This window comes from Alteromonas gracilis (assembly GCF_036870955.2).
GTDB lineage: Bacteria > Pseudomonadota > Gammaproteobacteria > Enterobacterales > Alteromonadaceae > Alteromonas > Alteromonas gracilis_A.
In genome coordinates, this window is the sequence record NZ_CP145482.2 from 1,901,462 (window position 1) to 1,927,343 (window position 25,882).

27 protein-coding genes and 5 pseudogenes are annotated in these 25,882 nt (G+C 43.6%); 22 read left to right on the forward strand and 10 right to left on the reverse strand.

From position 1 onward, the window contains the following. Positions 1 to 11 precede the first annotated feature (11 nt). The 12 genes and pseudogenes from plsX (at position 12) to V6N89_RS09285 (ending at position 10,363) form a co-directional block, all read left to right on the forward strand. Positions 12 to 1,037 carry a phosphate acyltransferase PlsX gene (gene plsX / locus V6N89_RS09230; protein ID WP_338517296.1) on the forward strand — a complete coding sequence of 342 codons (1,026 nt, stop codon included), beginning with the start codon at positions 12 to 14 and terminating at the stop codon, positions 1,035 to 1,037. Next, entirely contained in the window at positions 1,034 to 1,999 is a 966-nt protein-coding gene (locus V6N89_RS09235) for a beta-ketoacyl-ACP synthase III (RefSeq protein ID WP_338517297.1), read from the forward strand. Before plsX ends, V6N89_RS09235 begins: the two co-directional genes overlap by 4 nt. A 62-nt stretch (positions 2,000 to 2,061) precedes the next feature. Then, positions 2,062 to 2,993, forward strand: a pseudogene (fabD, locus tag V6N89_RS09240) (ACP S-malonyltransferase). A gap of 9 nt (positions 2,994 to 3,002) precedes the next feature. After that, positions 3,003 to 3,743: a 3-oxoacyl-ACP reductase FabG gene (gene fabG, locus V6N89_RS09245; protein ID WP_338517298.1), complete on the forward strand. Its 741-nt coding sequence runs from the start codon at positions 3,003 to 3,005 to the stop codon at positions 3,741 to 3,743. A gap of 199 nt (positions 3,744 to 3,942) precedes the next feature. Next, positions 3,943 to 4,182 (forward strand): acyl carrier protein, encoded by a 240-nt coding sequence (acpP, locus tag V6N89_RS09250; protein ID WP_012518211.1) that lies wholly within the window; start codon positions 3,943 to 3,945, stop codon positions 4,180 to 4,182. 83 nt (positions 4,183 to 4,265) lie between these two features. Beyond that, a pseudogene (fabF, locus tag V6N89_RS09255) lies at positions 4,266 to 5,505 on the forward strand (beta-ketoacyl-ACP synthase II). Positions 5,506 to 5,640: 135 nt separating this feature from the next. Further along, positions 5,641 to 6,471 (forward strand): aminodeoxychorismate lyase, encoded by an 831-nt coding sequence (pabC, locus tag V6N89_RS09260; RefSeq protein ID WP_338517299.1) that lies wholly within the window; start codon positions 5,641 to 5,643, stop codon positions 6,469 to 6,471. Positions 6,472 to 6,512: 41 nt separating this feature from the next. Then, a complete protein-coding gene (mltG, locus tag V6N89_RS09265; RefSeq protein WP_338517300.1) occupies positions 6,513 to 7,532 on the forward strand; it encodes an endolytic transglycosylase MltG in 1,020 nt (339 codons plus the stop codon). 75 nt (positions 7,533 to 7,607) lie between these two features. Next, a pseudogene (gene tmk, locus V6N89_RS09270) lies at positions 7,608 to 8,248 on the forward strand (dTMP kinase). 23 nt (positions 8,249 to 8,271) lie between these two features. Further along, entirely contained in the window at positions 8,272 to 9,153 is an 882-nt protein-coding gene (gene holB, locus V6N89_RS09275) for a DNA polymerase III subunit delta' (RefSeq protein WP_346993686.1), read from the forward strand. A 64-nt stretch (positions 9,154 to 9,217) separates the two neighbouring features. Further along, positions 9,218 to 9,997 (forward strand): TatD family hydrolase, encoded by a 780-nt coding sequence (locus V6N89_RS09280; protein WP_338517303.1) that lies wholly within the window; start codon positions 9,218 to 9,220, stop codon positions 9,995 to 9,997. Between the two features lie 27 nt (positions 9,998 to 10,024). Beyond that, on the forward strand, positions 10,025 to 10,363 hold the full coding sequence (locus tag V6N89_RS09285; RefSeq protein ID WP_338517304.1) for a pyridoxamine 5'-phosphate oxidase family protein: 339 nt from the start codon (positions 10,025 to 10,027) through the stop codon (positions 10,361 to 10,363). Between the two features lie 275 nt (positions 10,364 to 10,638). Here the strand turns inward: V6N89_RS09285 and V6N89_RS09290 are convergent, their stop codons facing one another. Further along, positions 10,639 to 11,274, reverse strand: a complete 636-nt coding sequence (locus V6N89_RS09290; protein ID WP_338517305.1) for an SDR family oxidoreductase — start codon at positions 11,272 to 11,274, stop codon at positions 10,639 to 10,641. 204 nt (positions 11,275 to 11,478) lie between these two features. Beyond that, positions 11,479 to 13,302, reverse strand: a pseudogene (locus tag V6N89_RS09295) (M2 family metallopeptidase). A 526-nt stretch (positions 13,303 to 13,828) separates the two neighbouring features. Here V6N89_RS09295 and V6N89_RS09300 point away from each other — a divergent pair. The 5 genes from V6N89_RS09300 (at position 13,829) to V6N89_RS09320 (ending at position 15,659) form a co-directional block, all read left to right on the forward strand. Then, positions 13,829 to 14,164: an iron chaperone gene (locus tag V6N89_RS09300; RefSeq protein ID WP_338517306.1), complete on the forward strand. Its 336-nt coding sequence runs from the start codon at positions 13,829 to 13,831 to the stop codon at positions 14,162 to 14,164. 259 nt (positions 14,165 to 14,423) lie between these two features. Continuing rightward, on the forward strand, positions 14,424 to 14,558 hold the full coding sequence (locus tag V6N89_RS09305) for a hypothetical protein (protein ID WP_338517307.1): 135 nt from the start codon (positions 14,424 to 14,426) through the stop codon (positions 14,556 to 14,558). A gap of 130 nt (positions 14,559 to 14,688) precedes the next feature. Beyond that, on the forward strand, positions 14,689 to 15,054 hold the full coding sequence (locus tag V6N89_RS09310; RefSeq protein WP_338517308.1) for a DUF4870 domain-containing protein: 366 nt from the start codon (positions 14,689 to 14,691) through the stop codon (positions 15,052 to 15,054). Between the two features lie 2 nt (positions 15,055 to 15,056). Then, on the forward strand, positions 15,057 to 15,317 hold the full coding sequence (locus tag V6N89_RS09315; protein ID WP_346993687.1) for a hypothetical protein: 261 nt from the start codon (positions 15,057 to 15,059) through the stop codon (positions 15,315 to 15,317). Between the two features lie 96 nt (positions 15,318 to 15,413). Further along, positions 15,414 to 15,659: a hypothetical protein gene (locus tag V6N89_RS09320; protein WP_346993688.1), complete on the forward strand. Its 246-nt coding sequence runs from the start codon at positions 15,414 to 15,416 to the stop codon at positions 15,657 to 15,659. Here the strand turns inward: V6N89_RS09320 and V6N89_RS09325 are convergent. Further along, positions 15,644 to 16,405 (reverse strand): hypothetical protein, encoded by a 762-nt coding sequence (locus tag V6N89_RS09325; RefSeq protein ID WP_338517309.1) that lies wholly within the window; start codon positions 16,403 to 16,405, stop codon positions 15,644 to 15,646. The two genes, V6N89_RS09320 and V6N89_RS09325, sit on opposite strands and share 16 nt — an antisense overlap. 263 nt (positions 16,406 to 16,668) lie before the next feature. Between V6N89_RS09325 and V6N89_RS09330 the strand changes: the two genes are divergently transcribed. Next, complete coding sequence (locus tag V6N89_RS09330; RefSeq protein WP_346993689.1) at positions 16,669 to 17,271, forward strand: hypothetical protein; 603 nt, start codon at positions 16,669 to 16,671, stop codon at positions 17,269 to 17,271. On the opposite strand, the gene V6N89_RS09335 is transcribed toward V6N89_RS09330, so the two are convergent. Together V6N89_RS09335 and soxR are read right to left on the reverse strand one after the other, a co-directional pair. Continuing rightward, a complete protein-coding gene (locus tag V6N89_RS09335; protein ID WP_346993690.1) occupies positions 17,240 to 17,416 on the reverse strand; it encodes a hypothetical protein in 177 nt (58 codons plus the stop codon). The genes V6N89_RS09330 and V6N89_RS09335 overlap by 32 nt on opposite strands. Positions 17,417 to 17,578: 162 nt before the next feature. Continuing rightward, positions 17,579 to 18,028 (reverse strand): redox-sensitive transcriptional activator SoxR, encoded by a 450-nt coding sequence (soxR, locus tag V6N89_RS09340; protein WP_338517311.1) that lies wholly within the window; start codon positions 18,026 to 18,028, stop codon positions 17,579 to 17,581. An 88-nt stretch (positions 18,029 to 18,116) separates the two neighbouring features. On the opposite strand from soxR, the gene V6N89_RS09345 reads away from it, so the two are divergent. Further along, complete coding sequence (locus V6N89_RS09345) at positions 18,117 to 18,437, forward strand: antibiotic biosynthesis monooxygenase family protein (protein WP_338517312.1); 321 nt, start codon at positions 18,117 to 18,119, stop codon at positions 18,435 to 18,437. Positions 18,438 to 18,511: 74 nt separating this feature from the next. Here the strand turns inward: V6N89_RS09345 and V6N89_RS09350 are convergent, their stop codons facing one another. Both V6N89_RS09350 and V6N89_RS09355 read right to left on the reverse strand, forming a co-directional pair. Continuing rightward, positions 18,512 to 18,916, reverse strand: a complete 405-nt coding sequence (locus tag V6N89_RS09350) for a YchJ family protein (RefSeq protein WP_338517313.1) — start codon at positions 18,914 to 18,916, stop codon at positions 18,512 to 18,514. A gap of 271 nt (positions 18,917 to 19,187) precedes the next feature. Beyond that, entirely contained in the window at positions 19,188 to 19,586 is a 399-nt protein-coding gene (locus V6N89_RS09355; protein WP_338517314.1) for a deoxyguanosinetriphosphate triphosphohydrolase, read from the reverse strand. Positions 19,587 to 19,870: 284 nt separating this feature from the next. Between V6N89_RS09355 and V6N89_RS09360 the strand changes: the two genes are divergently transcribed. Beyond that, positions 19,871 to 20,269 carry a YqaA family protein gene (locus tag V6N89_RS09360; protein WP_431189794.1) on the forward strand — a complete coding sequence of 133 codons (399 nt, stop codon included), beginning with the start codon at positions 19,871 to 19,873 and terminating at the stop codon, positions 20,267 to 20,269. Here the strand turns inward: V6N89_RS09360 and V6N89_RS09365 are convergent. Together V6N89_RS09365 and msrP are read right to left on the reverse strand one after the other, a co-directional pair. Next, on the reverse strand, positions 20,261 to 20,914 hold the full coding sequence (locus V6N89_RS09365; RefSeq protein ID WP_338517316.1) for a sulfite oxidase heme-binding subunit YedZ: 654 nt from the start codon (positions 20,912 to 20,914) through the stop codon (positions 20,261 to 20,263). The two genes, V6N89_RS09360 and V6N89_RS09365, sit on opposite strands and share 9 nt — an antisense overlap. A gap of 16 nt (positions 20,915 to 20,930) precedes the next feature. Next, on the reverse strand, positions 20,931 to 21,938 hold the full coding sequence (gene msrP, locus V6N89_RS09370; RefSeq protein ID WP_346993691.1) for a protein-methionine-sulfoxide reductase catalytic subunit MsrP: 1,008 nt from the start codon (positions 21,936 to 21,938) through the stop codon (positions 20,931 to 20,933). 271 nt (positions 21,939 to 22,209) lie between these two features. Between msrP and V6N89_RS09375 the strand changes: the two genes are divergently transcribed. Continuing rightward, positions 22,210 to 23,037, forward strand: coding sequence for a hypothetical protein (locus V6N89_RS09375; protein WP_338517317.1), 828 nt, complete (start codon positions 22,210 to 22,212; stop codon positions 23,035 to 23,037). Positions 23,038 to 23,316: 279 nt separating this feature from the next. Here the strand turns inward: V6N89_RS09375 and V6N89_RS09380 are convergent. Next, positions 23,317 to 24,748 (reverse strand): annotated as a pseudogene (locus V6N89_RS09380) (anti-phage deoxyguanosine triphosphatase). A gap of 155 nt (positions 24,749 to 24,903) precedes the next feature. On the opposite strand from V6N89_RS09380, the gene V6N89_RS09385 reads away from it, so the two are divergent. Continuing rightward, positions 24,904 to 25,533 (forward strand): hypothetical protein, encoded by a 630-nt coding sequence (locus tag V6N89_RS09385; RefSeq protein WP_338517318.1) that lies wholly within the window; start codon positions 24,904 to 24,906, stop codon positions 25,531 to 25,533. The last annotated feature ends 349 nt before the right edge of the window (positions 25,534 to 25,882 follow it).

The window sequence follows — 25,882 nt, forward strand, 5'->3', positions numbered from 1 at the left end:
GCGACTACATTTTGTCTACACTAACCATCGCGTTAGATATCATGGGGGGCGATCATGGTCCCCCTGTTATCCTTTCTGCCGCCATAAAGGCGATCCAACTTCACCCCGATGTGCATTTCACACTATGTGGCGATGATGCTATTATCCAATCTGGTATTCAGAATTTAACCAACGTAGAACGACGTCGCGTTACCATCAGCCATTGCTCTCAAATTGTTGAAATGGGCGAAGCGCCAACGTCAGCGCTGCGGCACAAGAAAGATTCATCGATGCGTCGCGTCATCGAGCTAGTTGAAAGTGGCGAAGCGAACGCGTGCGTTAGCGCAGGCAACACAGGCGCACTATTAACGCTTTCTTTTTATTTGCTTAAAACCTTATCAGGTATTGATAGGCCCGCGCTTATCAACATGATGCCAACCATAAACCACCATAATGTTTTTCTGCTTGATCTTGGCGCCAACGTTAACTGTACGCCTGAGATTCTGTTCCAATATGGCGTTATGGGCTCTGTGTTAGCGCAAGAAGTCGCTGGTATAGCGTCACCTCGCGTCGCACTTCTCAACGTTGGCGAAGAGGATATCAAAGGCAATGCACAAGTTAAGTCAGCCGATCAACTCTTTAAAGACGCCCCAGGCATTAACTACATCGGATATGTAGAAGGTGATGACATTTTCACCGATCACGCCGATGTTGTCGTCACTGATGGCTTTACAGGCAACGTGGCACTTAAGTCAAGTGAAGGCCTTGCAAAGCTTGTCATAAACGAAGTAAGGCGTCAGTCACAGAAGAATTTCTATACACGTTTACTTGCAAAAATTGCGTTCCCATTACTGAAATCTATCTATAACAGCGTGAACCCCGACCAGTATAACGGTGCGAGTCTGATAGGATTGCGCGGCATTGTTATCAAGAGTCACGGAAATGCACAAAAAGACGCCTTTTATTATGCCATTGTGCAAGCAATGAAAGAGGCAAAGATGCATTTACCGGAAAAGATAAAAACAAAGATAGAAACGGTATTGTTGGAGCAGCTTTGAGCAAATATTCACGCTTTATAGGAACAGGTAGCTATTATCCCAGTGAAGTGCGTACAAACGCCGATTTAGAAGTAATGGTAGATACCAGTGATGAATGGATCACCGATCGCACGGGCATAAAAGAACGACGTATTATTGGAGCAGATGAAACCGCTGCTACTATGGGGGCAGAAGCCAGTAAGAAAGCCATTGAGATGGCAGGCATCGACCCAAAATCTATCGACATGATTGTGTGCGCAACCACCAGCGGCCGCTATGCGCTACCCAGCACAGCATGTGAAATTCAACGTATTCTCGATTTAGACGGCATACCCGCATTTGACGTAGCGGCAGCGTGTGCAGGTTACTGTTATGCGTTAAGTGTTGCGGACCAATACATTAAGTCTGGTATGGCAAAACGTATTTTGGTTGTGGGGACTGACTGTCTTAGTCGCCTAGTTAATCCAGAAGACAGAACTATGGTTATTTTGTTTGGTGATGCTGCAGGCGCTACCATCATTGAAGCCAGCGATGAACCAGGCATTTTGTCAACGCACATTAACGCATCAGGATCACACGGTGACCTGTTATACGTTGGCAACCCGACCCGTGGTGACGAACAGTCAGTGCACGAAAATTGGGGTGTAATGCGCGGTAATGAAGTCTTTAAAGTTGCCGTGACAAAGCTTTCAGAAGTAGTCGAACAGACACTAGCTGCAAACGGGATGGAAAAATCTGATCTTGACTGGTTAGTCCCACACCAAGCAAACTTTAGAATTATAAAAGCGACAGCCAAAAAGCTAAATATGTCGCTTGACCAAGTTGTGCTTACCTTGGAGCAATACGGCAATACGTCAGCGGCAACCGTGCCTACAGCACTAGATACCGCAATCCGCGACGGGCGTATCCAACGAGGACAGCATTTATTGCTAGAAGCATTTGGTGGTGGTTTTGCGTGGGCATCTGCATTGGTGCGTTACTAAAACACGTTTTCAAATTTGGTTCTCTTGTTCCTAGCGACAATTAAAAATAATAAGGAATCTTCATGACAAAAACAGCCTGTGTATTTCCAGGGCAGGGCTCGCAAAGTGTGGGCATGCTAAAAGAGTTGGCAGAAACCTCTCCTGTAATTGAAGCGACGTTTAAAGAAGCGTCAGACGCATTGGGCTATGACCTTTGGGACTTGGTGCAAAACGATACAGACGGCAAGTTGAACGAAACACACGTTACTCAACCAGCTTTGCTAACGGCAAGTGTGGCAATTTGGCGTGTTATTCGAGAGCAAGGCATTGACGTAGATTATCTGGTAAGCCACAGTCTTGGTGAATATTCAGCCCTTGTTTGTGGTGGTGCCATGGACTTTGCTGATGCAGTCAAACTAGTAGAAGCGCGCGGTAAATACATGCAAGAAGCTGTACCAGCAGGTGCGGGCGCAATGTATGCGATCATTGGTCTTGAAGATGCTGCCATTGCAGACATTTGTCAGCAAACTGCCATTGCTACTGGCGATGTTGTTGCTCCAGTAAACTTTAATTCACCGGGCCAAGTAGTTATTGCTTAGGTGAAAAGAGCGCAGCTGAACAAGCCGCTACCGCGTGTAAAGAAGCCGGTGCAAAGCGTGCACTGCCGTTAGCGGTAAGCGTGCCTTCTCATTGTGAACTAATGCGTCCGGCTGCTGATAAACTCGAAGATGCACTATCTTCTTTAAATATTCACGAACCTGCAATCAACATCGTTAATAATGTTGATGTAACTATTGAGACGCAAGGTGAAGCAATTAAAAATGCTCTTGTTCGTCAGTTGTATTGCCCGGTTCAGTGGACTCGTTCGGTTGAGTATCTCGCTGCCGCTGGCGTGGAACGTATTATAGAAGTAGGCCCTGGTAAAGTACTAACCGGGCTAAACAAACGAATTAACAAAAGTCTTGAGTCTATTGCTGTTAATACACCTGAGGGTGTGGAAGCATTAAAACAATAAGGAATTGCAATGAGTCAATTAGACGGAAAAATTGCTCTTGTCACAGGTGCCAGTCGCGGAATCGGTAAAGCGATTGCAACGCAGCTTGCGCAGCAAGGTGCAACGGTAATTGGAACGGCGACAAGCGACAGCGGCGCTGACGCCATTTCTAGCTACCTTGGTGAATTTGGCGGTAAGGGTCTTGCACTCAACGTTACTGACAAAGACAGTGTTGATGCGGCTATCAAAGCGATAAATGAAGCGCACGGTGGTATCGACATTTTAGTCAATAATGCCGGTATTACGCGTGATAATCTGCTAATGCGCATGAAAGATGCAGAGTGGCAAGATATCATCGATACGAACTTGACCTCTATTTTTACTCTGTCAAAAGCAGTACTACGCGGTATGATGAAAAAGCGTTTTGGGCGCATTGTAAACATTGGGTCGGTAGTAGGTAGTGCAGGTAATGCGGGTCAAGCTAATTATGCAGCAGCGAAAGCTGGCGTTATTGGTTTTTCAAAATCAATGGCGCGTGAGGTCGCTTCTCGTGGTATTACTATTAACGTAGTAGCGCCTGGTTTTATCGACACAGACATGACAAAAGCATTAAGTGACGACCAAAAAGAAGCCATTTTTAAAGATATTCCGGCAAATCGTTTAGGTGAACCTGATGAAATTGCCGCCACTGTTGCTTTTTTAGTGAGCGACGGTGCTGCCTATATTACAGGCGAAACTATCCACGTAAATGGTGGGATGTATATGGGCTAAATTCGCAAAAATTGCGAATTTTCCTTAGTTTGGGGTGGTATTTACCCGAACTTGGATGTAAAAATAGTATTTTACGAATTTGGAATGTCGCTGGTTTGACCAGAAAAATTGTTTAATCTGGTGCTTGCAAGGGCTGACCTTGCAAAATAAACTAGCGGCAACTTTATTATCTAGTGACGTTTAAGGGAAACCTAGAATTATGAGTAACATTGAAGAACGCGTTAAGAAAATCATCGTTGAACAACTTGGCGTGAAAGAAGAAGAAGTAAAAGCAGAAGCTTCATTCGTTGACGATTTAGGCGCTGATTCACTTGACACTGTTGAACTGGTAATGGCTTTAGAAGAAGAATTCGATACCGAAATTCCTGATGAAGAAGCTGAAAAAATCACTACCGTTCAATCAGCTATTGATTACATCAACGCGAACAAAGACGCTTAAGTCTTAAGTAGCGAAAAAGCGGCTCTACTCTAGAGCCGTTTTTGTATCTCCTACCTTTTTTAGTTCCAAAGCGAGGACTTTTTGTGACAAAACGTCGCGTAGTGGTTACTGGTCTTGGAATGCTTTCACCGTTAGGTCTGAATAGCGAAGACACATGGCGCAAATTGCTAGCAGGCGAGAGCGGCATCGGTGAAATCACCCATTTTGATTGCAGTAATTATTCAACCCGTTTCGCAGGTCAGATTAATGACTTTGACCCGCAGGAATATATTGAAAAGAAAGAAACGAAAAAGATGGACCGTTTTATCCAGCTTGGCATTGCCGCGGGTAAACAGGCACTCATCGACTCGGGTCTGACTATTTCAGAAGACAATGCGCATCGCGTAGGTGTGGCAATTGGTTCTGGTATCGGTGGTTTAGAGCAAATAGAGCAAAACCATACGAAATTGCTAAATAGCGGTCCTAAGCGCGTTTCTCCTTTCTTTGTGCCTTCAACTATTACCAACATGATTTCAGGGTTTCTGTCTATCATGGAAGGGTTGAAAGGGCCGAACATTAACGTTGTGACTGCTTGCACCACAGGCGTTCACAATATTGGTATTGCAGCACGTACGATTGCATACGGCGATGCAGATGCAATGTTAGCTGGCGGCGCAGAAGCGTCTATTACGCCACTAGGCATTGCAGGTTTCGCTTCTGCGCGAGCGTTGTCATCGCGTAATGATGACCCGCAAGCCGCTAGCCGCCCATGGGATAAAGACCGTGACGGTTTTGTCATGGGTGAGGGCGCTTAACGTTGTAATGTTAGAAGAGTACGAAGCTGCTAAAGCTCGTGGCGCATCTATTTATGCTGAGCTAGTTGGTTTTGGTATGAGTGGTGACGCTTATCACATGACATCACCGCCTGAAGACGGCGAGGGTGCCGCGGCCTCAATGCAAAACGCTTTGGTTGATGCGAAGCTTGATGGCAAAGAGATTGGCTATGTAAATGCCCACGGCACATCGACGCCAGCAGGTGATGTTGCTGAAGTTGCTGCGGTTAAACGCGTGTTTAACGAACATGCATATGATTTGCTAGTGAGTTCAACGAAATCAATGACGGGCCACTTACTTGGCGCGGCTGGTTCAGTAGAAGCAATCTTCACTATCTTGGCGCTACGCGACAAGATGGCACCGCCAACAATTAATCTTGATGAGCCTGGCGAAGGCTGTGACTTAGATTTTGTTGCTAACAAAGCTAAGGCATTCTCGTCTGATTACGCTTTATGTAACTCATTTGGGTTTGGCGGTACAAACGGCTCATTGATTTTCAAGCGCGTTTAACACCTAAGTTCGTACGCACTCGATGTGTTACGTTCTTTTTTAAAAAAGGCAGCAATCACGCTGCCTTTCTTGTTTGGCTACAGCAACTTGGTATACTCGCCATATTAAAATTAAAAGAGCGGTACTGAAAAAGTAGTGCAAATACTCTCTAGTGATACCCCTGTCAGCGTCAGTGATAGAGCGTTTAATTACGGCGACGGTGTATTTTCAACTTTGCTGGTTGAAAACGGAAAAGCACAACTGCTCTCCTATCATATTAATCGACTGGTTCACGATGCCAATGCCATTGGTGTTCATGTTGACTCTGCGCCCTTAGAACAAGCGATTATCAGAGAAATAAGTTCCGTTGACGATAAACGTGTCTTTAAAGTGCATATTTCTAGCGGGGTTGGCGGAAGAGGGTATGCGAGAGATACCGCAAACCTTGTCAATGTACGTTTTTCTTTTCATGTTTACCCAACTCACTATCGCGCATTAACACAGCGAGGAATGTCGTTGATTTGCGCAGAAACCAACCTTGCTATTCAACCTCGCTTGGCGGGTGTAAAGCACATGAATCGCCTAGAGCAGGTTTTAGTAAAACAAGAAGTCGATGCTCACAATGCCGATGACGCGGTTGTGTGCGATACACAGGACAATATTGTTGAATCAAGCGCAGGTAACCTCTTTTTTTACCTTAATGGCTGTTGGCATACGCCGTCATTAAAAGGAAGTGGAGTGAACGGAGTGGTAAGGCAATGTCTTATTCAGGCTTTGTTTAACGAAAATCACCCTCTTAATGTAGGAGAATACTCGTTAGAGCAACTTAAGCAGGCCCAGGCTATTGTAGTTACTAATGCACTTATGGGAGTTATGCCTGTGAAATCGGTTGTGTATCCTGACACCCAAGTTGTTGAGTATACCCTTGATAGTATGCCCCAGCGTCACCTCAGTAACCTTCTTCATCAGCAAATTAAATCAGAATGAACTGTGATTGTTTACACACTGCACCCAAGGAATAGATGTTAATGAAGCGGCTCTTTGTTTTTTTGCTCGTTGTATTGGTATTGACTGCTGTTGGCGCTGGTGCTGGCGTGCTATACATTTCAGATAAGGTAAACTCCTCGTTGTCACTGCAACAGGAAACCCTTTTTACCATTGATAAGGGAAGCAACGCTTATCGCACTATCAAACAATTAAGAAATAAAGAGTACACCAATGTAACGCCGTTAGTGGGCAAGCTCTGGCTTAAATTTTTTGCAGGAAATACATCTGTAAAGTCTGGAACTTACATGATTAAGCCAGGTGACTCTTTGGTGAGTGCCTTTAATACCTTTACACAGGGTGATGAATACTTATTTGCTGTGAGTTTAGTGGAGGGGTTAACGCTATCTCAATGGATTGAAATCCTTAACGGACACGGTGAATTGGTCTTTGATATAGACCGCAGAACACTTAATCAATCTATAGGCCAATCGACAGCGTCATGGTGTTGCGACGAGGTTGAACACAATGAAGGTCTCTATCTCGCTGACACGTATTTTTTCACAAAAGGTACCAAAGCCAGTGAAATATTGTCTCGGGCGCACAGTGCGCTAGTTGACTATATCGCAGTAGCGTGGCAACAGCGCGCCGTTGATTTGCCATTGCACAGTCCCTACGAAGCGCTTATTTTGGCTAGCATTATTGAAAAAGAAACGGCAGTACCTGAAGAGCGAGATCTTATTGCAGGCGTGTTTGTAAATAGACTCAATAGCAACATGCGCTTGCAAACAGATCCCACAGTGATTTACGGCATTGGGCCATCATTTGATGGAAACATTACGCGAAAACATTTGCGCACACCGACACCGTACAATACCTATGTGATTAAAGGGCTGCCGCCAACACCTATTGCCATGGCAGGAAAAGCCGCAATAGAAGCCGCGCTAAAACCTCGGGAAACTGACGCGCTTTACTTTGTTGCAAAAGGTGACGGAAGCCATCAATTTTCAACAACACTGGATGCACACAACGCTGCTGTGCGAAAATACCAACTTAAACGTTAATACGTGTTAGGAAGGGCTGAACTATTCGGCTTTTCACGTTCACCAAAGCTTATTAAAGAGATAAAGAAATACATGATGCGCGGAAAATTTTTGGTAGTTGAAGGTCTTGAAGGTGCTTAGGTAAAAGTTCAGTCATAGGCCTCATTGTAGACGCGCTAAAAGCACAAGGAATTACGGTCGAACAAACCAGAGAGCCTGGTGGCACGCCAATGGCAGAGGCTATTCGTGAATGTGTAAAACATGCTTGGGAAGAGCAAGTGGCTGAAGAGACCGAGCTGCTCTTAATGTATGCTGCACGCGTTCAACTGTTGACTAATAAAATAACGCCCGCACTTGAGAGTGGACATTGGGTTGTAGGCGATCGACATGACTTGTCTTCTCAAGCATATCAAGGCGGTGGAAGAGGTGTAAATTCAAACACGATGTCGGCTATTAGTGACATCGCGCTTAAAGGCTTTAAACCTGACATTACCATCTATCTAGACGTAGAACCCGCAGAAGGGTTGTCACGTGCTCGAGGTCGTGGCGAATTAGATCGAATAGAACAGGCAGGCCTTGCTTTCTTTGAGCGCACTCGAGCGCGTTACTTAGAACTGGCAGAGCAAGACGAAAATATCTTTGTTGTAAGCGCTATGCAGCCGATGGAAGATGTCCATAAGGATGTTTTGAGCGTAGTAGCCACGTATTTATCACGTAATTCTGATACCACTCACTAACTCGACATGAAGCACGAAAACTAATGTATACCTGGTTCACCGATTTATATGCGTCGCTGCTTTCGCGATACTTAGCTCGCAAACTCCATCACGGGCTATTGTTTAGTGGTGCAAAGGGAATAGGAAAGTTCAGTTTAGCTGAACAACTCAGTCACACATTACTGTGTAAACAGCCAACTGTTGACGGTCCATGCGGACACTGTCAAAGCTGCCATTTACGCGCAGCAGGCAATCATCCTGACTATCATATTTTAGAAAGTGAGAAGCAACTTGGTGTAGACAAAATAAGAGAAGGAATTGCAAAGTTATCGGGTACTGCACAAATGGGAGGCAATAAAGTATTGCTCATTCCTAAAGCAGATACGATGACTGAGGCGGCTGCCAATGCGCTGTTAAAAACGCTAGAAGAGCCTACAGCAAATACTTATCTCGTGCTCATCACTGATAGTATTAACAAGTTAATGCCCACTGTTTTGAGTCGATGCGAAAAGCATGTGTTGCCCTTACCATCCATTCAACAGAGTTTGAACTACTTGCATGAAAAGGGCGTAAAAGAGGCTGACGAAGCGCTACTTGGTGCCTATGGAAATGCACCGCTGCGCCTTGAAGAGGCCCTTGAGGGTGGTGATGAATTTAACTATCGCGTATTTAGTGATGGCATGCAGGCACTTTTGGTAAGCGACCCTAAAATGCAACCTCAAAATCTTTCCAGTAAATGGCAAGATGACGCTATCCAGGTAGCGTTGTGGTGTCAGTTGCAGGCACAGCAAAACTATATTCAGCACCAAAGCCCGCGATATTACGCGCATTACAGCGCTTGTGTAGAAGCCGTTAGAACGCTGCAACACCCAGGGGTGAATAAATCGATGGTGCTATTTGGTTTACTTAAAACGTTTCAGCGGTAATACGGGCCACGTGGTGTCAACGCATGGTAAGCGCGTATTACTCAATTAAATTTATAGGTGTAGTTTGTTTGTAGATTCTCACTGTCACTTAGACAGATTAAAACAAGGGCCAGACGCCCTGTCAGAAACCCTTAACTTTGCCAGAATGCGTGGTGTAGAGCACTTCCTTTGCGTTTGTGTCTCTGTCAACGACTATGACACCATGCTGGACACGGTAAGAAGTTTCGAGGATGTATCCGTTTCTTGTGGTGTGCACCCGCTTCATCAAGACGAAGCATGTAGTTATGATGAATTACTGGAAAAAGCGCGGCAAACTGAAGTTGTCGCTATTGGTGAGACTGGTTTGGACTATTTTTATAGCCCAGAGAGTAAAGCCGTTCAACTGACGTCTTTTGTTGACCATATAAAAGTGGCAAATGAAACCAGAAAACCACTCATTATTCATACTCGCGATGCGAGAGAAGACACCATTAATTTGCTAAAAGAGCACAAAGCGCAGCACACCAACGGCGTACTTCACTGTTTTACAGAGTCACTGGAGATGGCCGAAGCGGCTATCGAAATGGGCTTCTATATATCAATATCCGGTATTGTGACCTTTAACTCTGCTGATGAACTGCGAGAAGTGGTAAAAGCGATACCGCTTGACCGTTTACTTATTGAAACGGACTCACCATGGCTTGCACCTGTCCCTCACCGCGGGAAACAAAATCAGCCTGGCTATGTGGTTGAAGTTGCAGAGTTTATAGCTGAATTAAAAGGTATCGATGTTAAAGAGTTGGCTAAGGTCACCACAGAAAATTTTTACAACTTGTTTCCTTTGACGAAGAAGTCAGCGAGTTAACGTTGAGACATTGAGGAGTGTGCAGTTATGCCACGCTGGCGGCAAGAATTAACAAAAAGCCTTCACCAATCTCGTAGCATGCCAGAAAGCCGATACTTTCAATTAGCGTCAGTTGGACTATCTGGAGAGCCGTTTTGCCGAACTGTAGTCTACAGAGGACTAACTGATGACAATCATTTGATTATCATTTCTGATACGCGTTCTGAGAAATTCACGCAGCTTATGCACAACGCAAACGCCCAAGTATGTTGGTATTTTTCTAAAACTCGTGAGCAGTATCGATTTAGTACACGCGCAAACATAAAGACACTAGAACACGATGAAGCGTTTGTTCAATCGTATTGGGAGAAACTCTCAGATGCTTAAGCAAAAAGCAGTTTCTGTGGGGCGAGCCCGGAAGCGTGAGGAATGATGATCGTGCGCTCACCGTTAGTGGTGACTTCAAAACCGTTCCCACGCATTTTTGTGTAATCATGCTATCTATTTATGAGGTGGATTACTTAAACCTACGCGGAAACCCTCAGTACAGAGAACGCCATCATATTGATACAAGTGGAAATTGGACAAGCCAGTCACTTATACCATAGCGTGATAAAGCCCCTGTATTGGGGCTTTATTTATATACAACGCTTACATCGCTTCTATTGAAACACCTGTGCAATAGGCGTTTCACCTTTGAATAAATAAGTAATAACGTCATTGTTGTTTTCACGCGCGACGCTTTCAACAATAGCGGTTGCGACATCTTCTCTGGGAATGACCGCTTCATTTTTATTTGTGGGCATATCTGTGCGCACTAAGTGGGTGCCTGGCTCGTTAAGTAATGTACCAGGGCGCAAGATAATATAGTGCAAACCACTATGAATTAGATGTTCATCTGCCATATGTTTTGCCACGAGATAAGGTTTTATTGGCGACTCAACTGCATCTGGGTCTCCGGCACCAATAGAGCTCACCATTATAAACTTTGGCACTTTTGCTGACTTTGCATAATTGACTGCATTGCGTGCAGCCCAAAGGTCGATTAATAATGTTTTTTCAGCGCCAGTATTGCCACCTGAGCCAGCAGTAAATACGACAGTATCAACGCCTTCAAAGTGAGCAGAAAAGTCCTTCTCTAAATCCTGCTCAACCACGCTTAGGTGCGGGTGTTCAATGTCTGATAGTTTGTCTTTGTTGCGAACAGGTGCAACGACGTGGTGTCCCGCATCCAGTAATTTGCCAACGGCTTGTTTTCCAATTTGTCCTGAAGCGCCAATAATAAGTGCATTCGCCATAATACTCCTCCTTGGGTTAATTAAGTCAGTAATTTATAGGCTTGAACCCAGAACTAGATCACCACTGTCGCTGAAATGCATATGCTCTCGGCCAGTAACTTTATGTGTTAACTCACGGTAAATATATGGCTAAATACAAAAAAGCCTCGCAAAATGCGAGGCTTTATCGATGTTATGGGTTGTGTTGGTTAATCCAGTTTTTAACTACCAACCACACTGACGAGTAGCGTTTTGCTCGTCTAGCCACGTTTTCAATGGGGCAAAGTACGCTGCTATCGTGCTTGCATCCATTTCCGGAGAACCAGTCAGCGTTTCAAGTGCGTTTTGCCAAGGTTGGCTCATGCCCATCTCTAGCATTTTATTTAACGCCTTACCTGCTTCTTCACTGCCGTAAATTGAACAACGGTTTAGCGGACCTTCATCACCCGCAATATCACACAGCGCTTTATGGAATTGGAACTGTAAGATGTGCGCCAAGAAATAACGTGTATAAGGCACATTTGCAGGAACGTGATACTTCGCGCCTGGATCAAATGCGTCTTCACCACGTGCAACGGGCGCCATCACACCTTGATATTTTTCGCGTAGCTCCCACCACAGATCGTTGTATTGTTCAGGTGATACTTCGCCAGACATGACCTTCCATCGCCATTGGTCAACCATTAGGCCAAATGGGATAAACGCAATTTTGTCTAACGCAACTTGCATGAGCATGCCAATATCATTAGATGCATCTGGAATCTCATCAATCAAACCTATTTGCTTCAGATACTTTGGCGTAATTGAAAGGGCAATAGTGTCGCCAATCGCTTCGTGGAAACCATCGTTTGCCGATCCACGATAAAGCAGAGGCTGGTCTTTGTAAGCTCGTTGATAGTAGTTGTGACCAAGTTCATGGTGAATGACGTTAAACTCTTCACCTGTCTTTTGAATGCACATTTTGATGCGCAAATCGTCTTTGTCATCTAGATCCCACGCAGAGGCGTGGCATTGTACATCACGATCCTCTGGTTTTTGGAACATAGAGCGCTCCCAAAACGTCTCAGGAAGCTCTTCAAAACCGAGAGAAGAGAAGAATGACTCAGCTTGTTTAACCATGCTGATTTCATCATAACCTTGTGCATTTAATGCCGCAGTAACATCTGGCACCTTCATTTCTTGTTGAGGTTTTACTATGTCATAAACGTTGCCCCACGTTTGTGCCCACATATTGCCCAACAAATGCGCGGGAATTGGCTTATCTTGAGGAACTACATCTTCGCCGTAATGCTCGCCAAGTTTAGCGCGCACATGACAGTGCAGAGACTCGTAGAATGGCTCTACTTGCGACCACAATCTGTCTAGCTCTTTAGGGAATTCGTCGGCTAAGCATGTCATACTTACCACGCCATAGTTCACTGACATTAGCAAAGCCAAGTTCAGCTGCTCCTTCATTGGCTATGTTTACTTGTTCGGCATAAAGCGGTGCCATTGGTTTAGACACTTCGCGCCAGCCCTTCCAGTATTCAAGAAGTAAATCTGCATCGCGTACCGTTGCCATTTCGCCGCTCATTTCAACCAAGCTTTTGCAGACGCCTTCAGTATTACAGTATTCACCAGAGCCATACATAGCGCTTAGGTCAGAGCCAATTTTAGCCAAACGTTCTGCTTTTTTGGTATCAGACGGTGGCGGCATTGTCAGACCATTTTTAAGTAAGTCGAGTTGACGACGGGTATCAGCATCTACTTCTACGTCGTTAAACTTAGCAGCTTCCTTCGCTAACTTTGCAACCTTGGTTGAAAGTACTTCGCTAAAATATGCGCTTACTGCAGCAGTATCGAAGTTGATATTAGTGGCATAACTCCATTGCGCATGTGCTGCAGGTACCTGCATTTTTTCAATGTCGCGTTGTGCTTGTTCTAAGAATGCTTTTGCATCTTGTGCATTTAGTTCAGGTGCTTAAGCGCACTTTGCGTTGCGCTCTCCCCACAACCAAATAGCGACACGCTAACAAGAGCGGCCAAAAGAGTTCGTTTGTGCTTGATCATTGTCTGTCCTTATTTTTTGTGTTTTTACTGTGTTAAACAGAGACATGCTCAAACATTGTGAAACGCTGCTGACAATTTGTAAAACAATAAAAGAACACCAGGTACTTTTAGTTGTAAAAATGAACACACATCGTCTTCTCTGTTCCAGTTCCTTACTTTTGATTAATGTACAAATACTTACAAATTTTGCGTAGGCACCGTTCGTTTTTTGAGACTGATAGGGTTATTGTGTGAAGTCTTAGAGTAAACATTGTGATTACGGCAACTATGTCGTTCACGCTGACAAATTAAGGAGTCACCATGAGAGTGATACTGCGTATTGTTGGTACTTTGGGGTTACTCGTGGCAGCGTTGGCTTTCTATAGTATGGGAATGAAAACCTAGCGCACTCTTTTTTATCTTACTTGGCTTTATTTGTGAAGCGGGTTTTTGGCTAGGACTGTTTCCGTTAAAGCGGAAAAAAACAAGTTCCCCATAAAGCTACTCGTGCCCTATAGTAAGAGGGCAGGTCGGTTGGAGGTGAGAAATGGTATTGAATTCGTATTTAGAAGCCCTTCCAAAAGCGCGTCGCATCAAGTTACAGCGTTTGGCTGACCTAATAATTTCACTCTATCCCAGTGCCGAAGTTTCAATGAAGTACAAAATGCCTACGTTCTCTATAGACGCTGGCTGGGTGGCGATTGCCAATCAAAAAAATTACGTATCGCTCTATACTTGCTCCGCGCAACACCTTGAACAGTTTAAGCAATGTTACCCTACCATTAAAACAGGGACAGGTTGCATCAACTTTAAAGACAAGGATGATTTGCCCATTGATGCGCTAAAGCAGGTCATAACAAGTGCAATGGATTTTGGCCATTAACACCGCAAGATTTTAAACGCCTAAGTAATAGATATTTAACTATGACCTCAGACAATTTATTTATATATGGCTCTTTGGCACCAGGTTGTCCAAATCATCATGTCGTCTCTCATATCAAAGGCAATTGGGTTGAAGGAAAAGTGAGAGGTAGGCTTGTTGAAGAAGGGTGGGGCGCTGCTTTGGGTTTTTCCGGTATTATCTTAGACACCGAGCAACGTTCGGAGTACTTTGTTGAGGGGGGATCTTATGCTCAGCCTGTTTGTCAGATAACTGGCCTATGCTTGATGAATTTGAAGGCACTGGCTATGAAAGAGTTATCACTGAAGCACTGCTTGCAACTGGTGAAAACGTTGCGGTGCATGTTTATCAACTAAAACGCGCTACAGAGCTTTGAAGTGATGATAAGATAAACAAAAATATCGATGTGGTGATTAGTCCCGAAGTCGATTAAAGTATAAATAATACGCACAAAACAAGCATGATGTAGATGCGTAAGGTTTATAAAAATCATAAAAAAGGAAGCGATGTCAATGGAAGAAAAAATGTATTGGGGTATGACAAGTCGTACTTACTGCACGGTAATTCACCTTAGTCAGTTATCTAGCTTTATAATCCCTGGTCTTGGTTTGATCTTGCCAATTGTTTTGTGGATTGCCCACAAAGATCAAGACGAAGCAATTAACCAGCACGGCCGAGTAACCGCAAATTGGTTGTTAAGTTTACTCATCTATTCCGTAATTTGTACCGTGCTTGCTTTTATACTTATTGGCTTTTTGGGTTTTGCTTTGTTAGGTTTACTCAATCTGATATTTGCAATTGTTGCTGCAATGAAGGCGAATAACGGCGAGTTGTGGCCATATCCTTTGAGTATTCAATTCTTTAAAGGGTAAATGTGGCAACGCCAGGAGGCAAAGTGAATATCGGTATTTTTATCTATGATAACGCTGAAGTACTCGATATTGGCGGACCATTTGAAGTATTTAGTGTCGCCAAAAGGCTGTTTGAAGAAACATGGAACGTCTTCACAATAGCTGATACCAAACATACCGTATATGCTCGTGGCAATCTGCCTATCGTGCCGCATTATTCCCTAGCTGAACACCCTCCCATCGACATACTTTGTGTAGTGGGGGTGAACATTTTGCGATGCTAGACAACGAGCGTGTGCTTAGGTGGCTTAGGCATTGTAACGGTAACACTACCATTACCTGTAGCGTGTGCACAGGCGCCTTCATACTAGCGGCGGCCAATGTTTATCAATCCATGCTTAGTCACTACACATTGGGAAGATCAAGACGCGCTTGAGACCATGTTTCCACAGCTTGATGTTGTTCGAGACAAGAGATGGGTTCATCACGGAAAGTTTATTTCATCAGGTGGTATTTCAGCGGGTATTGATATGAGTCTTTATATGGTTTCAACCTTGATTAGCCTTGATGCGGCTAAAGGGGTAGCGCGACAAATGGAGTACGAGTGGTCTTACTCATGCGAATAGCGCGTATTGTTGATATGTCTTTGGAGCGATTCTTCATACAAGTTTTGCGCTAAAAATGCTTTGATGTAGCCATTGATTACGTCTTTGGCTTTATTCTTGGACGGATGCATTATAAGTCGAGCGGCTACTACACTTGTTGGTGACTCAAGACGGTAAAATGGTATATCTTTAAACATATCTTGTTGCTGTAATGCCCTCATGTTTTTCACATTTAACTCGGCAGCATCGCATCTGCCTAGCAACAACATTCTGAGCATAGTTTCATGATTAGATGAGTCTATCCGCACATAGTTACCTTTTTCAAACCATGGTTGAAGGCCAGGGTAGTGAAATCCGCGTCTCGTGCATATTCGAGCATGAGTACTAGCGTTAGCGCCAAAGCCTGCAGGAAAAGGTTGATGTGAATATAGGTAGCTTTTATGCAGAAATATGGGGTCTGTGGCAATAAATCTCCCAGGCTCATCCAGCCATTCAAGGCTTGAATAGAACATGTCTAGTTGCCCTTCAGCGACAAAGGTTTCACTTCTGCTTCGGTGAGAGTCAACATAAGTCACTTCGATAGCATTGTCATTTTCAGCAGTTGCTAATATGTCGGCAATGACGCCGACATAGCGATTTTGTGTGGCATCAAAATACAAATGCGGGGGAGTGCCTGGAGAGTTGATAGCAAGAGACAGCTTAATCGGCTTGGCGTTTAAATGATTGCACAGCAATACCAAAGAAAAAGCCAAAATCAAGCGAAACATACTTAAAACCTCTAATGAAAGTAATCCGCCTTGTTAAAAGGGGTGTAGCTTAAAATATAAAACAGTGTGCTGCCCATTTGCACTGCGTTTCAATTTTCTTCCATGAGAATGTAACTCGTCAAATTAATAGTGCCTTAAATGCGATAACGCGGTTATTAGCAATTAGGATGAATTTACATTTTTGCCGATGTATTAGGTACTTACCTTTGCTACATTCCGGCTCAGCGCTAATTCAAAAATAACAAAAAACGAAAAGGTATCTCGTGAAATTAACTATTGTCTTAATGCTAGTTATAGCATTAATTTTCCCTTTTTGTGCATCAGCAGGCTTTATCACCGTCATCGGCGATGTAAATGCTGACGAAAGACCCAATACACAACTTTATAAAAACCTTCTCGGCTCGTCCAATAATGTCTTATTTAGCCGTCTTCGGTATCTGGGGGTAGATGGAATTGCTAATCTTTACTATCAACTCAATGTTGAATCCGTTGTTATCGGAAGTAGTACCATTACGCAAGACATACTAGCCGATGTTGATTTACTAGTATTTAATCAGTTTCGACGCAATAACACGTTGTTTTATTCTCAGGATGAATTAAACGTAATCAATTCCTTCGCAAAGAGTGGTGGCAATCTCATCGTGGTAGCTGAAACTCAGTTCGATAGACACTATGACAATATTAATAGCTTTTTATCGGGCGTGGGAAGCAGTATCCGTTTTGACGGTTTCTCGGTCGAAAGCGCCATTGCTAATGCGGCAAAACACCCATTTACACAAGATATCGCCACCTTGGCTGTTAGTAGTTTCAATATGTTAACCGGGGAAGCGCGCTTTATACCACTCGCAATGGCCATACGGTTGTAGCGACCGAAGAGATAGGCGGCCCTACGTTAGCAAATGCCGCATTTTCAATATTAAATGCTTCAAATGGCAGCACGGCTACTTCGCTACCAAGCCCTTCAAGTTCGTGGCTTTTATTACTTGTACTGCCGCTGATGTTTACGCACAAGGGGCGCTCGAAATAGCCAGCGAAACAACGCAGATAGTCAAAAAGAGCGTTCTCAAAGTTGTCAGTATAGGGCTTCAGTGAAGTGCGCTCTCTTAATACATGAACAAAATTAAGCGCGAGGTAGCACGATACACGCGAGCGAATTCAACAGACAAACGCAACTTACTCGTTACGCAAATTATCTAACAAAACTGCACCAGTACCTTTTTTGCTCAGTTCGTCATTTGTATTGTATATAGGGCAATTTTCCATAGACAGGCATCCGCAGCCAATGCATCCGGTCATGTTTTCGCTTAAGTTCTGAAGAAAACTAATTCTTGAATCTAACTCTTTCTTCCAATATGTCGCTAAGTTATTCCAGTCTTTGTTCGAAGGAGCAGTTCTGAGGGGTAAAAAAGACATAGCTTGTTTTATTGATTCTAGTCCAACCCCCATTTTCTGAGCGGCTTTGATGACTGAAACTCGCCTGAGTACATCTTTCTTATAAATTCTATGATTTTGGTTATTTCTAAAGCTAGCTATAAGGCCTATCGATTCATAATAATGAAGTGTGCTCACCTTCACACCAGAGCGTTTTGCGACAGCCCCAACAGTCAAATTATCTCGCGACATTCATATCTCCCAAAATAAACTTGACCTCAAGTTAACTTGAGGGGGTAGAGTTGTCTATAAGTTTTATGGCTGAATAGGAGCAAGATGGATGTATGCGATCGTTATTGAATTTGATGTAAAAGCGGGAAAGGAAACTGAATTTGTTAAATACTGGAGCCAAACAACAGAGTATTTCTTAAACGTTCACAATAGCTGCGGTTCGAGGCTACATAAGTCGGATACTGGCCTGTACGTTGCATACGCGCTTTGGCCGAGTAAAGCTATATATGAAGAAGCAACGAGGAAAGCGCCTGAGGTTTCCGCACGTGTGCTTATGCGGAAAACGTTGAAGAACAGTTCCCCTAAGGTATTACAAAAAATGAATGTACAGTCTGATTACTTGGTGAATGTTTATGAAGGAAAGCAATAGACAATACTAAGAGGATGAGTTGCGCATCTTACTGCGCTTTACTTTAGTACAGAGCACTAACTTAACACTCAACTTTAGCGTAACTTAGTTGAACAACACTGTTTAAATTTCTTTTTGCTACCACAGAGGCAGGGAAGGTTGCGACCAACTTTTATTTTTCCGCAGTCATTGTGCAAAGCTCCATCGTGGTAGCGCCATACACCGTTCTCTTTGATGAAATTTGATGTTTCATGTAGTTGAAATACCTGCTTGTTCTCAAAATAATAAGCGGTAAATTCTACAGTGTCTCGCTCAAGCGTATCTCTGCTAAATTCAGGTAATGACGGTGATGATGCGTTAATAGCAAGTGCAAACCATGTTGAGCCTTGCGCACTTTCAGCAAGGTTTTCAACACTAAGCCCTGCTTGTTTTTCCTCTGTGTACGTTTGCAATACATAGCGGTAATTTCCCTGAGCATAAGCAGAAAAGCGCGAGCGCATGAGCTGTTCAGCATAATCAGGTATAGCAGCCCCAGTTAAGAAAGGTTCGCAACATTGATTATAGGGAAGAGGTGAACAGCAAAAACAACGCATTATGAAAGCCGCAAATAGTAGAGAATTAGTCGGCTATTATATTCCCGATGTAACACCTTTCCAGTACTTTTGCTTAATTCAACGGGCGGTTTACATCCAGTATAAACTGCGAAGGAAAGCTGGCCACGAGGCTGTTTACTTAATGGTCTTTACCCAGAGCTATTTAACCAAGGGCCATTTACCATGGGCCTATGGCTAGGCCATTGTTCAAACTAGAGTGGTCTACACGCACGTTAACTAGGCTTACAGAGTACATTTCACAGAGCTTTTTGATCATTTCACTATCAGTTGGCTGTAAGTCTAAATCAATATTTTCTACATATAGCGTTTTACACTGACCTCCAGTAATCAGTTTGCTGATCCACTCTGGTACTTTCTCTTTCTCAGGCTTCTGAATACGAATTGCGTGGTCAACGCTTTTAGAAAATGAAACTGTGTTTGCCAGTAGATAGTTCCACCCTTTTCCATTGCCGCCTTTTCCATCGCCGGGGAACCCTTCGAAGGGTAGAGGTAGTTGTACAACATTTGAAACCGATGTGCGAAGCGCGTTGAATCGTGAAACTGAAGATGTGCTCATAACTAGACCTCTTTAATAAACTGTTTGCCTATACAGTGTGTATGTTTATACAGTAGTTTTAATTAAATGGTTTTGCAAGCAAAAATTGTTTTTTTTTCAATCAATATGCTCGTGTGGCTGAAATTTTCATATTCCACGTGGCTTGTACAACAATGTCTGGTATAACGACTGCGCGCTTGAAGGCATTAAAAGCGCGAACAATGAGCAGTTTTAAAGGTTAGAAAAGCGTGCAACGACGCAGAGGATGATTCGTGGGTAGTTTGGCAAGTCTTGGGTATATTGGCATGTTTCTATCTGCCTTTTTGGCAGCAACCATTTTACCTTTGAGCTCTGAAGTGGTGCTTGCAGCTTTATTTGCAAGTGGTTTTTCGCCCCTACTGTTACTTGTTGTTGCCTCTATGGGTAACATTTTGGGTTCGCTTGTGAACTATGTCCTGGGCTACCGATACGGAAGAGTTGTTGCTACGAAATGGTTAAGAATCGACAACAACAGCTTTGTACGTGCGAGTCACCTTTTTGAACGATGGGGAAAGTGGAGTTTATTGCTGGCGTGGGTCCCCGTTATTGGAGACCCAATCACCTTAGTAGCGGGTGTATTACGCACAAACGTATGGTTTTTCCTATGCTGCGTGATTGTAAGTAAAACATCACGCTATGCGATTTTGCTGTTTGTATTAAGCTAATTGTGGTTTGGTTTTTCTTTTGCGATCTCTCTGGCGCCTGACCATCCACGCTTTCACGCGAGGACTTAAAACGACTAAACCAATGAGCCAATACCAAATAGGCTCTTGCCAAAAGGTTTTTTGAGACCAGCTGAAATGAAGTAGGGTTAATGGCAATATTAAATACACGGTGTTGTGCAGCGACTGCCAACGTTTCCCCATTTTTCTTTGAATGCGTTTAAACGACGTTGCCGTTAAAGCAAGTAACAAAATAAGCGCGATCATTCCCACCACAATATAAGGGCGGCTGACGATTTCGCTGAGCACCAGCGCCATGTCTAACTGTAATTCAAAGAACACATACGTAAAAAAATGGGCAAATGCATAGACAAAACTATAGACGCCAACCAAGCGTCTAAATTGTATAGGCTCAGGGCTGGGAAGCCATTTGGCCAACGGGCTAAGGGTTAATGTAAACAGTAAAATGTGAATGGCCCAAATACCTGTTTCATTGATAAGAACTTCGACGGGATCTGGCCCTAGAAGATCGTTCACCCCGGCGTAAAAAAGCCAAAACAAGTATCCCGATGCAACACTATGGATTATCGCTTTAAGTGTTCTGCGCTGCCAAATAGGCAAGCGCAGTGGTTTTTTTCTTAATGGCATAGTGACTACATTGCCCTTAATAATAGCGAGACAAATTCATGCCTTCATACATAGGCGCAACTTCTGTATAGCCATTAAACATTTGCGTTTCAATGCGGTTCCTTGCTAACAACCCGCCGGTGGTAATACGCCTCTCACTGGCTTGACTCCAGCGTGGGTGGGCAACGCTCGGGTTCACGTTGGCATAGAAACCGTATTCATTGGACGCCAGTCTATTCCAGGTTGTCGGCGGCTCTTTGTCAGTTAAGCGAATACGCACGATTGACTTAATGCTTTTAAACCCATATTTCCACGGTACGACTAGGCGAATAGGGGCGCCATTTTGTGGAGGCAGCGTTTTTCCATAAAGCCCAACAGCCATTAATGTAAGAGGGTGCATTGCTTCATCAAGACGTAGCCCTTCTACGTAGGGGTAGTCGATACCTCCACCCATAAATCGACTGCGTTGCCCTGGCATTTGATCTCGGTCGTACAATGTTTCAAACGCCACGTACTTCGCAGACATCATAGGATCGGCTTGTTTGATAAGAGAGGCCAGTTCAAAGCCCACCCAGGGCACAACCATTGACCATGCTTCAACACATCTTAGTCGATAAATACGTTCTTGAAGCGGAAAGCGTGCGGTGAGTGCGTCGTAATCCAGTGTCAAAGGCTTATTAACTAAGCCGTCTACTTTTAGCGTCCACGGGTTGGTTTGAAATTCAGTGGCGTTTTTTGCAGGGGCATCTTTAGATGTACCGAATTCATAAAAGTTGTTGTACGACGTAACCTTATTCTCTGGCGTTCTCGTCTCGTTAATTTGGTACTTAGGAGGCTGTGTAAACTCTAGAGGTTGCGCTTGAAACGGCGTTTTTTCTTCGTCATCACTCCAAAACCATCCGGCAGCGCTCGCAGGTGTCGAAAGTAATGTAGACGCCCCTAAAAAACCCATAGATTTTAATAAAGAGCGTCGATTTAAATAAACCTGCTCATCGGTTACGTCGTTTTCTGTTAATCGCACTGATGGTCTAAATAGCTTTGGCATTACTTCACCTTTGTTTATTTAACAATGCGGTGTATCGAGCATCCGCATTCTACGTACTGTTTTGCGTGCAATGTAGCATTGCATACGTGCCTACATCATAAATACGAAAACAGTACAATTTGGTTTCAAACAGCTATTCATTAAGACCAAGCGAGTTGAATTTAAATTTCAAAAATTACAGCTGTTTATCGCTTTTGACATAGCTTCACAATATCAGTAGTGTTGAATGTAATAAGGATATTATTGTTAGGCTTACAGGGAAAAGTCCATTATGAGAGTTTTTTCATTTCTCAGTATATTGATGCTAATCGGCGCTGCTAACGTGTCAAACGCGCAACCGCTGTACTCAAATCACGCTTTCCCGTTTATCGACCGCGCCTCACACACGAGTACATCATTGTACCAATCTTTGATAACTGGCGAGTTAGCTGGCAAAGAGAGTTCAACGCTATCCCAAATAGAAGACATACTACATTCTCCCTACGTGCAACTTGCCGACATGGTTGTTGCCACGCTTGCACTGCAATATGTTACTGAGCAACAACCAGTAGAATCTTCTGCAGTTATACTCGACAAGATAACTAACCTTTTTGAAAGAACAAAAGCGCGCTACATGCATGACAAACTTAAGCGACGCAATTTTCTTAGCTGCACGCTTTACGGCGACAAAAAGCGCAAATTTGCACTCAAGGCATTAGATACACTGGTAGGCGCAAACGATGCGTATTTTGAGCAAGTCCACGAGACCCGCTTTAGCAAAATTGATCAAGCGACAAAGCAGTTATCAGCCCAAATGTATGGTGTCGTGACAAAAGAATCGGTGTTCATGGCGCAAACACATCGCGCAATTCTCGATTTTCATAAGCGCTCACCAGAGGGAGTGTTAGACGAGCGAATTGATATTGCATTGCTTTTACGCAACTTGGCCGTGGCTTACAATCAAATTAGAGCGACGTCTTTTGAACAAAGTACAAAGGCGTTGATCAAACAACTTGAGCGTGAGGGCATTATTCCAGCAGCATCGCTTAAAGACAGAGTTTATAGTTATATTGAAGTTGAATATATTCCCTGGCTGGAAACAGCTTTAAGAGATTCCTGATCAAAACACACAGCCTTTGTGTTATCGCCTCTTGGAATCAAATTCTGAAAAATGAGTAGGTACGTCCGCTTTTACAACATTAAATGTGGTCTTGTACCAAGAAATGGGAGACTTAAAGCAAGATATCTCAGACAACACGCGTCAAATGCTAACTGAAAATATAAAGAGCAGGTTAAGGATAGTGCAAAATTAGCTATCAGCGTGGTAAGCAATTTATACACAGCGTGTGGTTCGCGCGAGGTAGCCATCAATATATTGAAAGACCTATCATATGGAGCACTACATATGAAAACTGTCTTGAATGCCGCCTTGTTTGGGAGAGAAAATACTGCCATAGAGGCGCGACGCAAATTCATCTGTCATACCTGAAATATAATCTGCTAGCACGCGCATGCCGTTACCGTGCGCCTGCTCACTTCGCCAGCGGACTTGCGTGTTTTCTGGCAGAAGGCGAGTTGGGTCGGACGCAAAGGCTTCAAATAGTTCCATTACAACCAGCTGACCTTTGTATTCAAGCAGTTGTACATCTGGACGGCGTATTACTTTTCGGTATACAAAGCGTTTAAACAGCTCAAGTGCTTCTGCAAAGCGATGTGGCATAGTGGCATTAAAGGCCAAAAGTGGGTGTGTGAAGCCTTCTACACCCTGTATGTCAATAGCCGTTATGAAGCTGTTTACTAAAGCGCCAATGGCATTTTTTCTTTCGTGATGTTGCGCACTAAAAAGCTTATCAGTCAGTATTTCAATATTGTCAGAAAGCCAAGGCACTTCTAATGCTTTTAGGGGGAGGGTTACATCATCAACAAAATGAGACTTGTGCACCATGTCCATAACAATGGCATCTTCGAGGTCATGAATCCCATAAGCGATATCATCTGATAACTCCATTATGGAGCAGTCAAACGACTTAAACTGTGTTTTGCTGTGACCGTTTTGTTTTGGGCTAAATTGCATTAAGCGGTCTTTATCACTTTGACAAAAAGGGTCGAGTAACCAATCAAATAAAGGTTCATCGCAGCGGAACAATCCTTTGGGCGGGTGCCAATCTTCGGCTTTGACTCTACGCAGTGATGTGGGACGCTCGGGTAAGGCTTCTTGACTGTGAAGTGCGTCAATGAAGTTTGGGTATTTCACTAAACCTAACACGCTTCGGCGGCATAAATTCATACCGTGCTCGGCGGTGTAGGGTTCTAACTTAGAGATTATTCGAAATGTTTGCCCATTGCCTTCAAAGCCGCCGTGCTCATGCATCATGTAATTAAGTGCTATTTCACCTCCATGCCCAAATGGCGGGTGGCCTATATCGTGGGCGAGGCACAGCGTTTCAATAAGAGTTGCATCAAGTGCTAGCGTGTCAGCTATATCAGGAAACTTGCCACAAAGTTGCGCAGTAATACTTGGTTCCAATTTGTGCTGCTTCCAATGAGTGGGTGAGGCGAGTTCGATAAAAGTCACTTAATCCAACACCCAATACCTGTGTTTTGGCCTGTAAGCGCCTAAACGCGGCACTGTGAAGCACGCGTGCTTTGTCGCGCTGATATGGGTTACGATGATCGCCATCGCGGCTCACACTTCTAGGTAAGCGTCGTTCGTGTAATGCTTTTTCCCACGTTGCTACCACTGTATAGCCTCCATAGATCCTTCTTTTTTCGAGATTATTTGATATTGCTGTGCTACTTTTATAACCGTTTGTTGAATGCGCTACAACCATTAGTGTATGCAGGCGGCTAATTACGCGAATTTAAGTGCAAGCTTCAGGTATCTCAGCGCAAGCGCAGAAATTTCAGAGAAACGCCAAAGTAACGACTTGGAAGCGAATTGAGCATTAGGATAAACAATCGGAAAAGACAATAAAGAGGTGTCATTGTGCGTTATTCAATACTACTTCGAGCCCTAGCAGTAACATGTACATTTTTTGTTTTGAGTGCCTGTGTTTCTACACCACCCGCAACGCTTAAAACTACCTTCGTTAGTGAATCGTTACCAAAAAACGTAAAGTCCTTCCTTGTTTTGGGGCTAGGCGAGAAGCGCGCCAACAGTATTGAATTCGAACAAGAGTTTATCAATGCGCTTCAAGACCAAGGCGTTGAAGCGTACAGCGTTCATAAAGAAATTGGTCGCAAACAAGAAATTACTAAGGCATCAGTGATCGCACTTGTTAAAAAGCTCAATGTAGAAGCCGTTTTAGTGACTAGGCTTAAAGACATTGAACTAGAGATTAATGAACAACGTGTATCAAAAACAAAAACGATACAAAAACCTCAATTTAGAAGGCTCACCGATATCTTTGTTTACGAATATGAAGAAATAGAAACGGAAAGAGACATGGGGCTTGCGGCAACCGTTACACTGACCACTGAAGTGTATTCAACGACATCTGGCGGCCTTATTGCTGAACTTGAAACAAAGAGCTTTGAGAAAACAGAAAAAGGCCTAGTTGAAAGCGAATCCATAAGCAAAATTGTTACTTTTCTTAAATCGAACCGCATTTTGTAATGGAACATATAACGACGTGATATAAGCTGTGCATTAATTAACGCAGCATATATTCGCGCACGCTGCCCGATCACAGTTGCGTCATAACTTCCAGAGCTTAGCAAGGCTGGGTGTTTCTATTTATCTCTTCGTTGTCTTAGGAAAAAACATGTGGTGGTAAAGATAAATGCGATAAAGACCACGACGGAGGCTTCTTTTCTTGATAGAAAGGATGACGACGCTAGCGCGGCAATTGTTGAAACAACAATAGTGACACATGCAATAGAAAGTAATGTTTTTTCTAAATGCTTCATAACTGTATAAACCGCTAGAGCGAAACACAATAATATTAAAATGACCATAATGATCT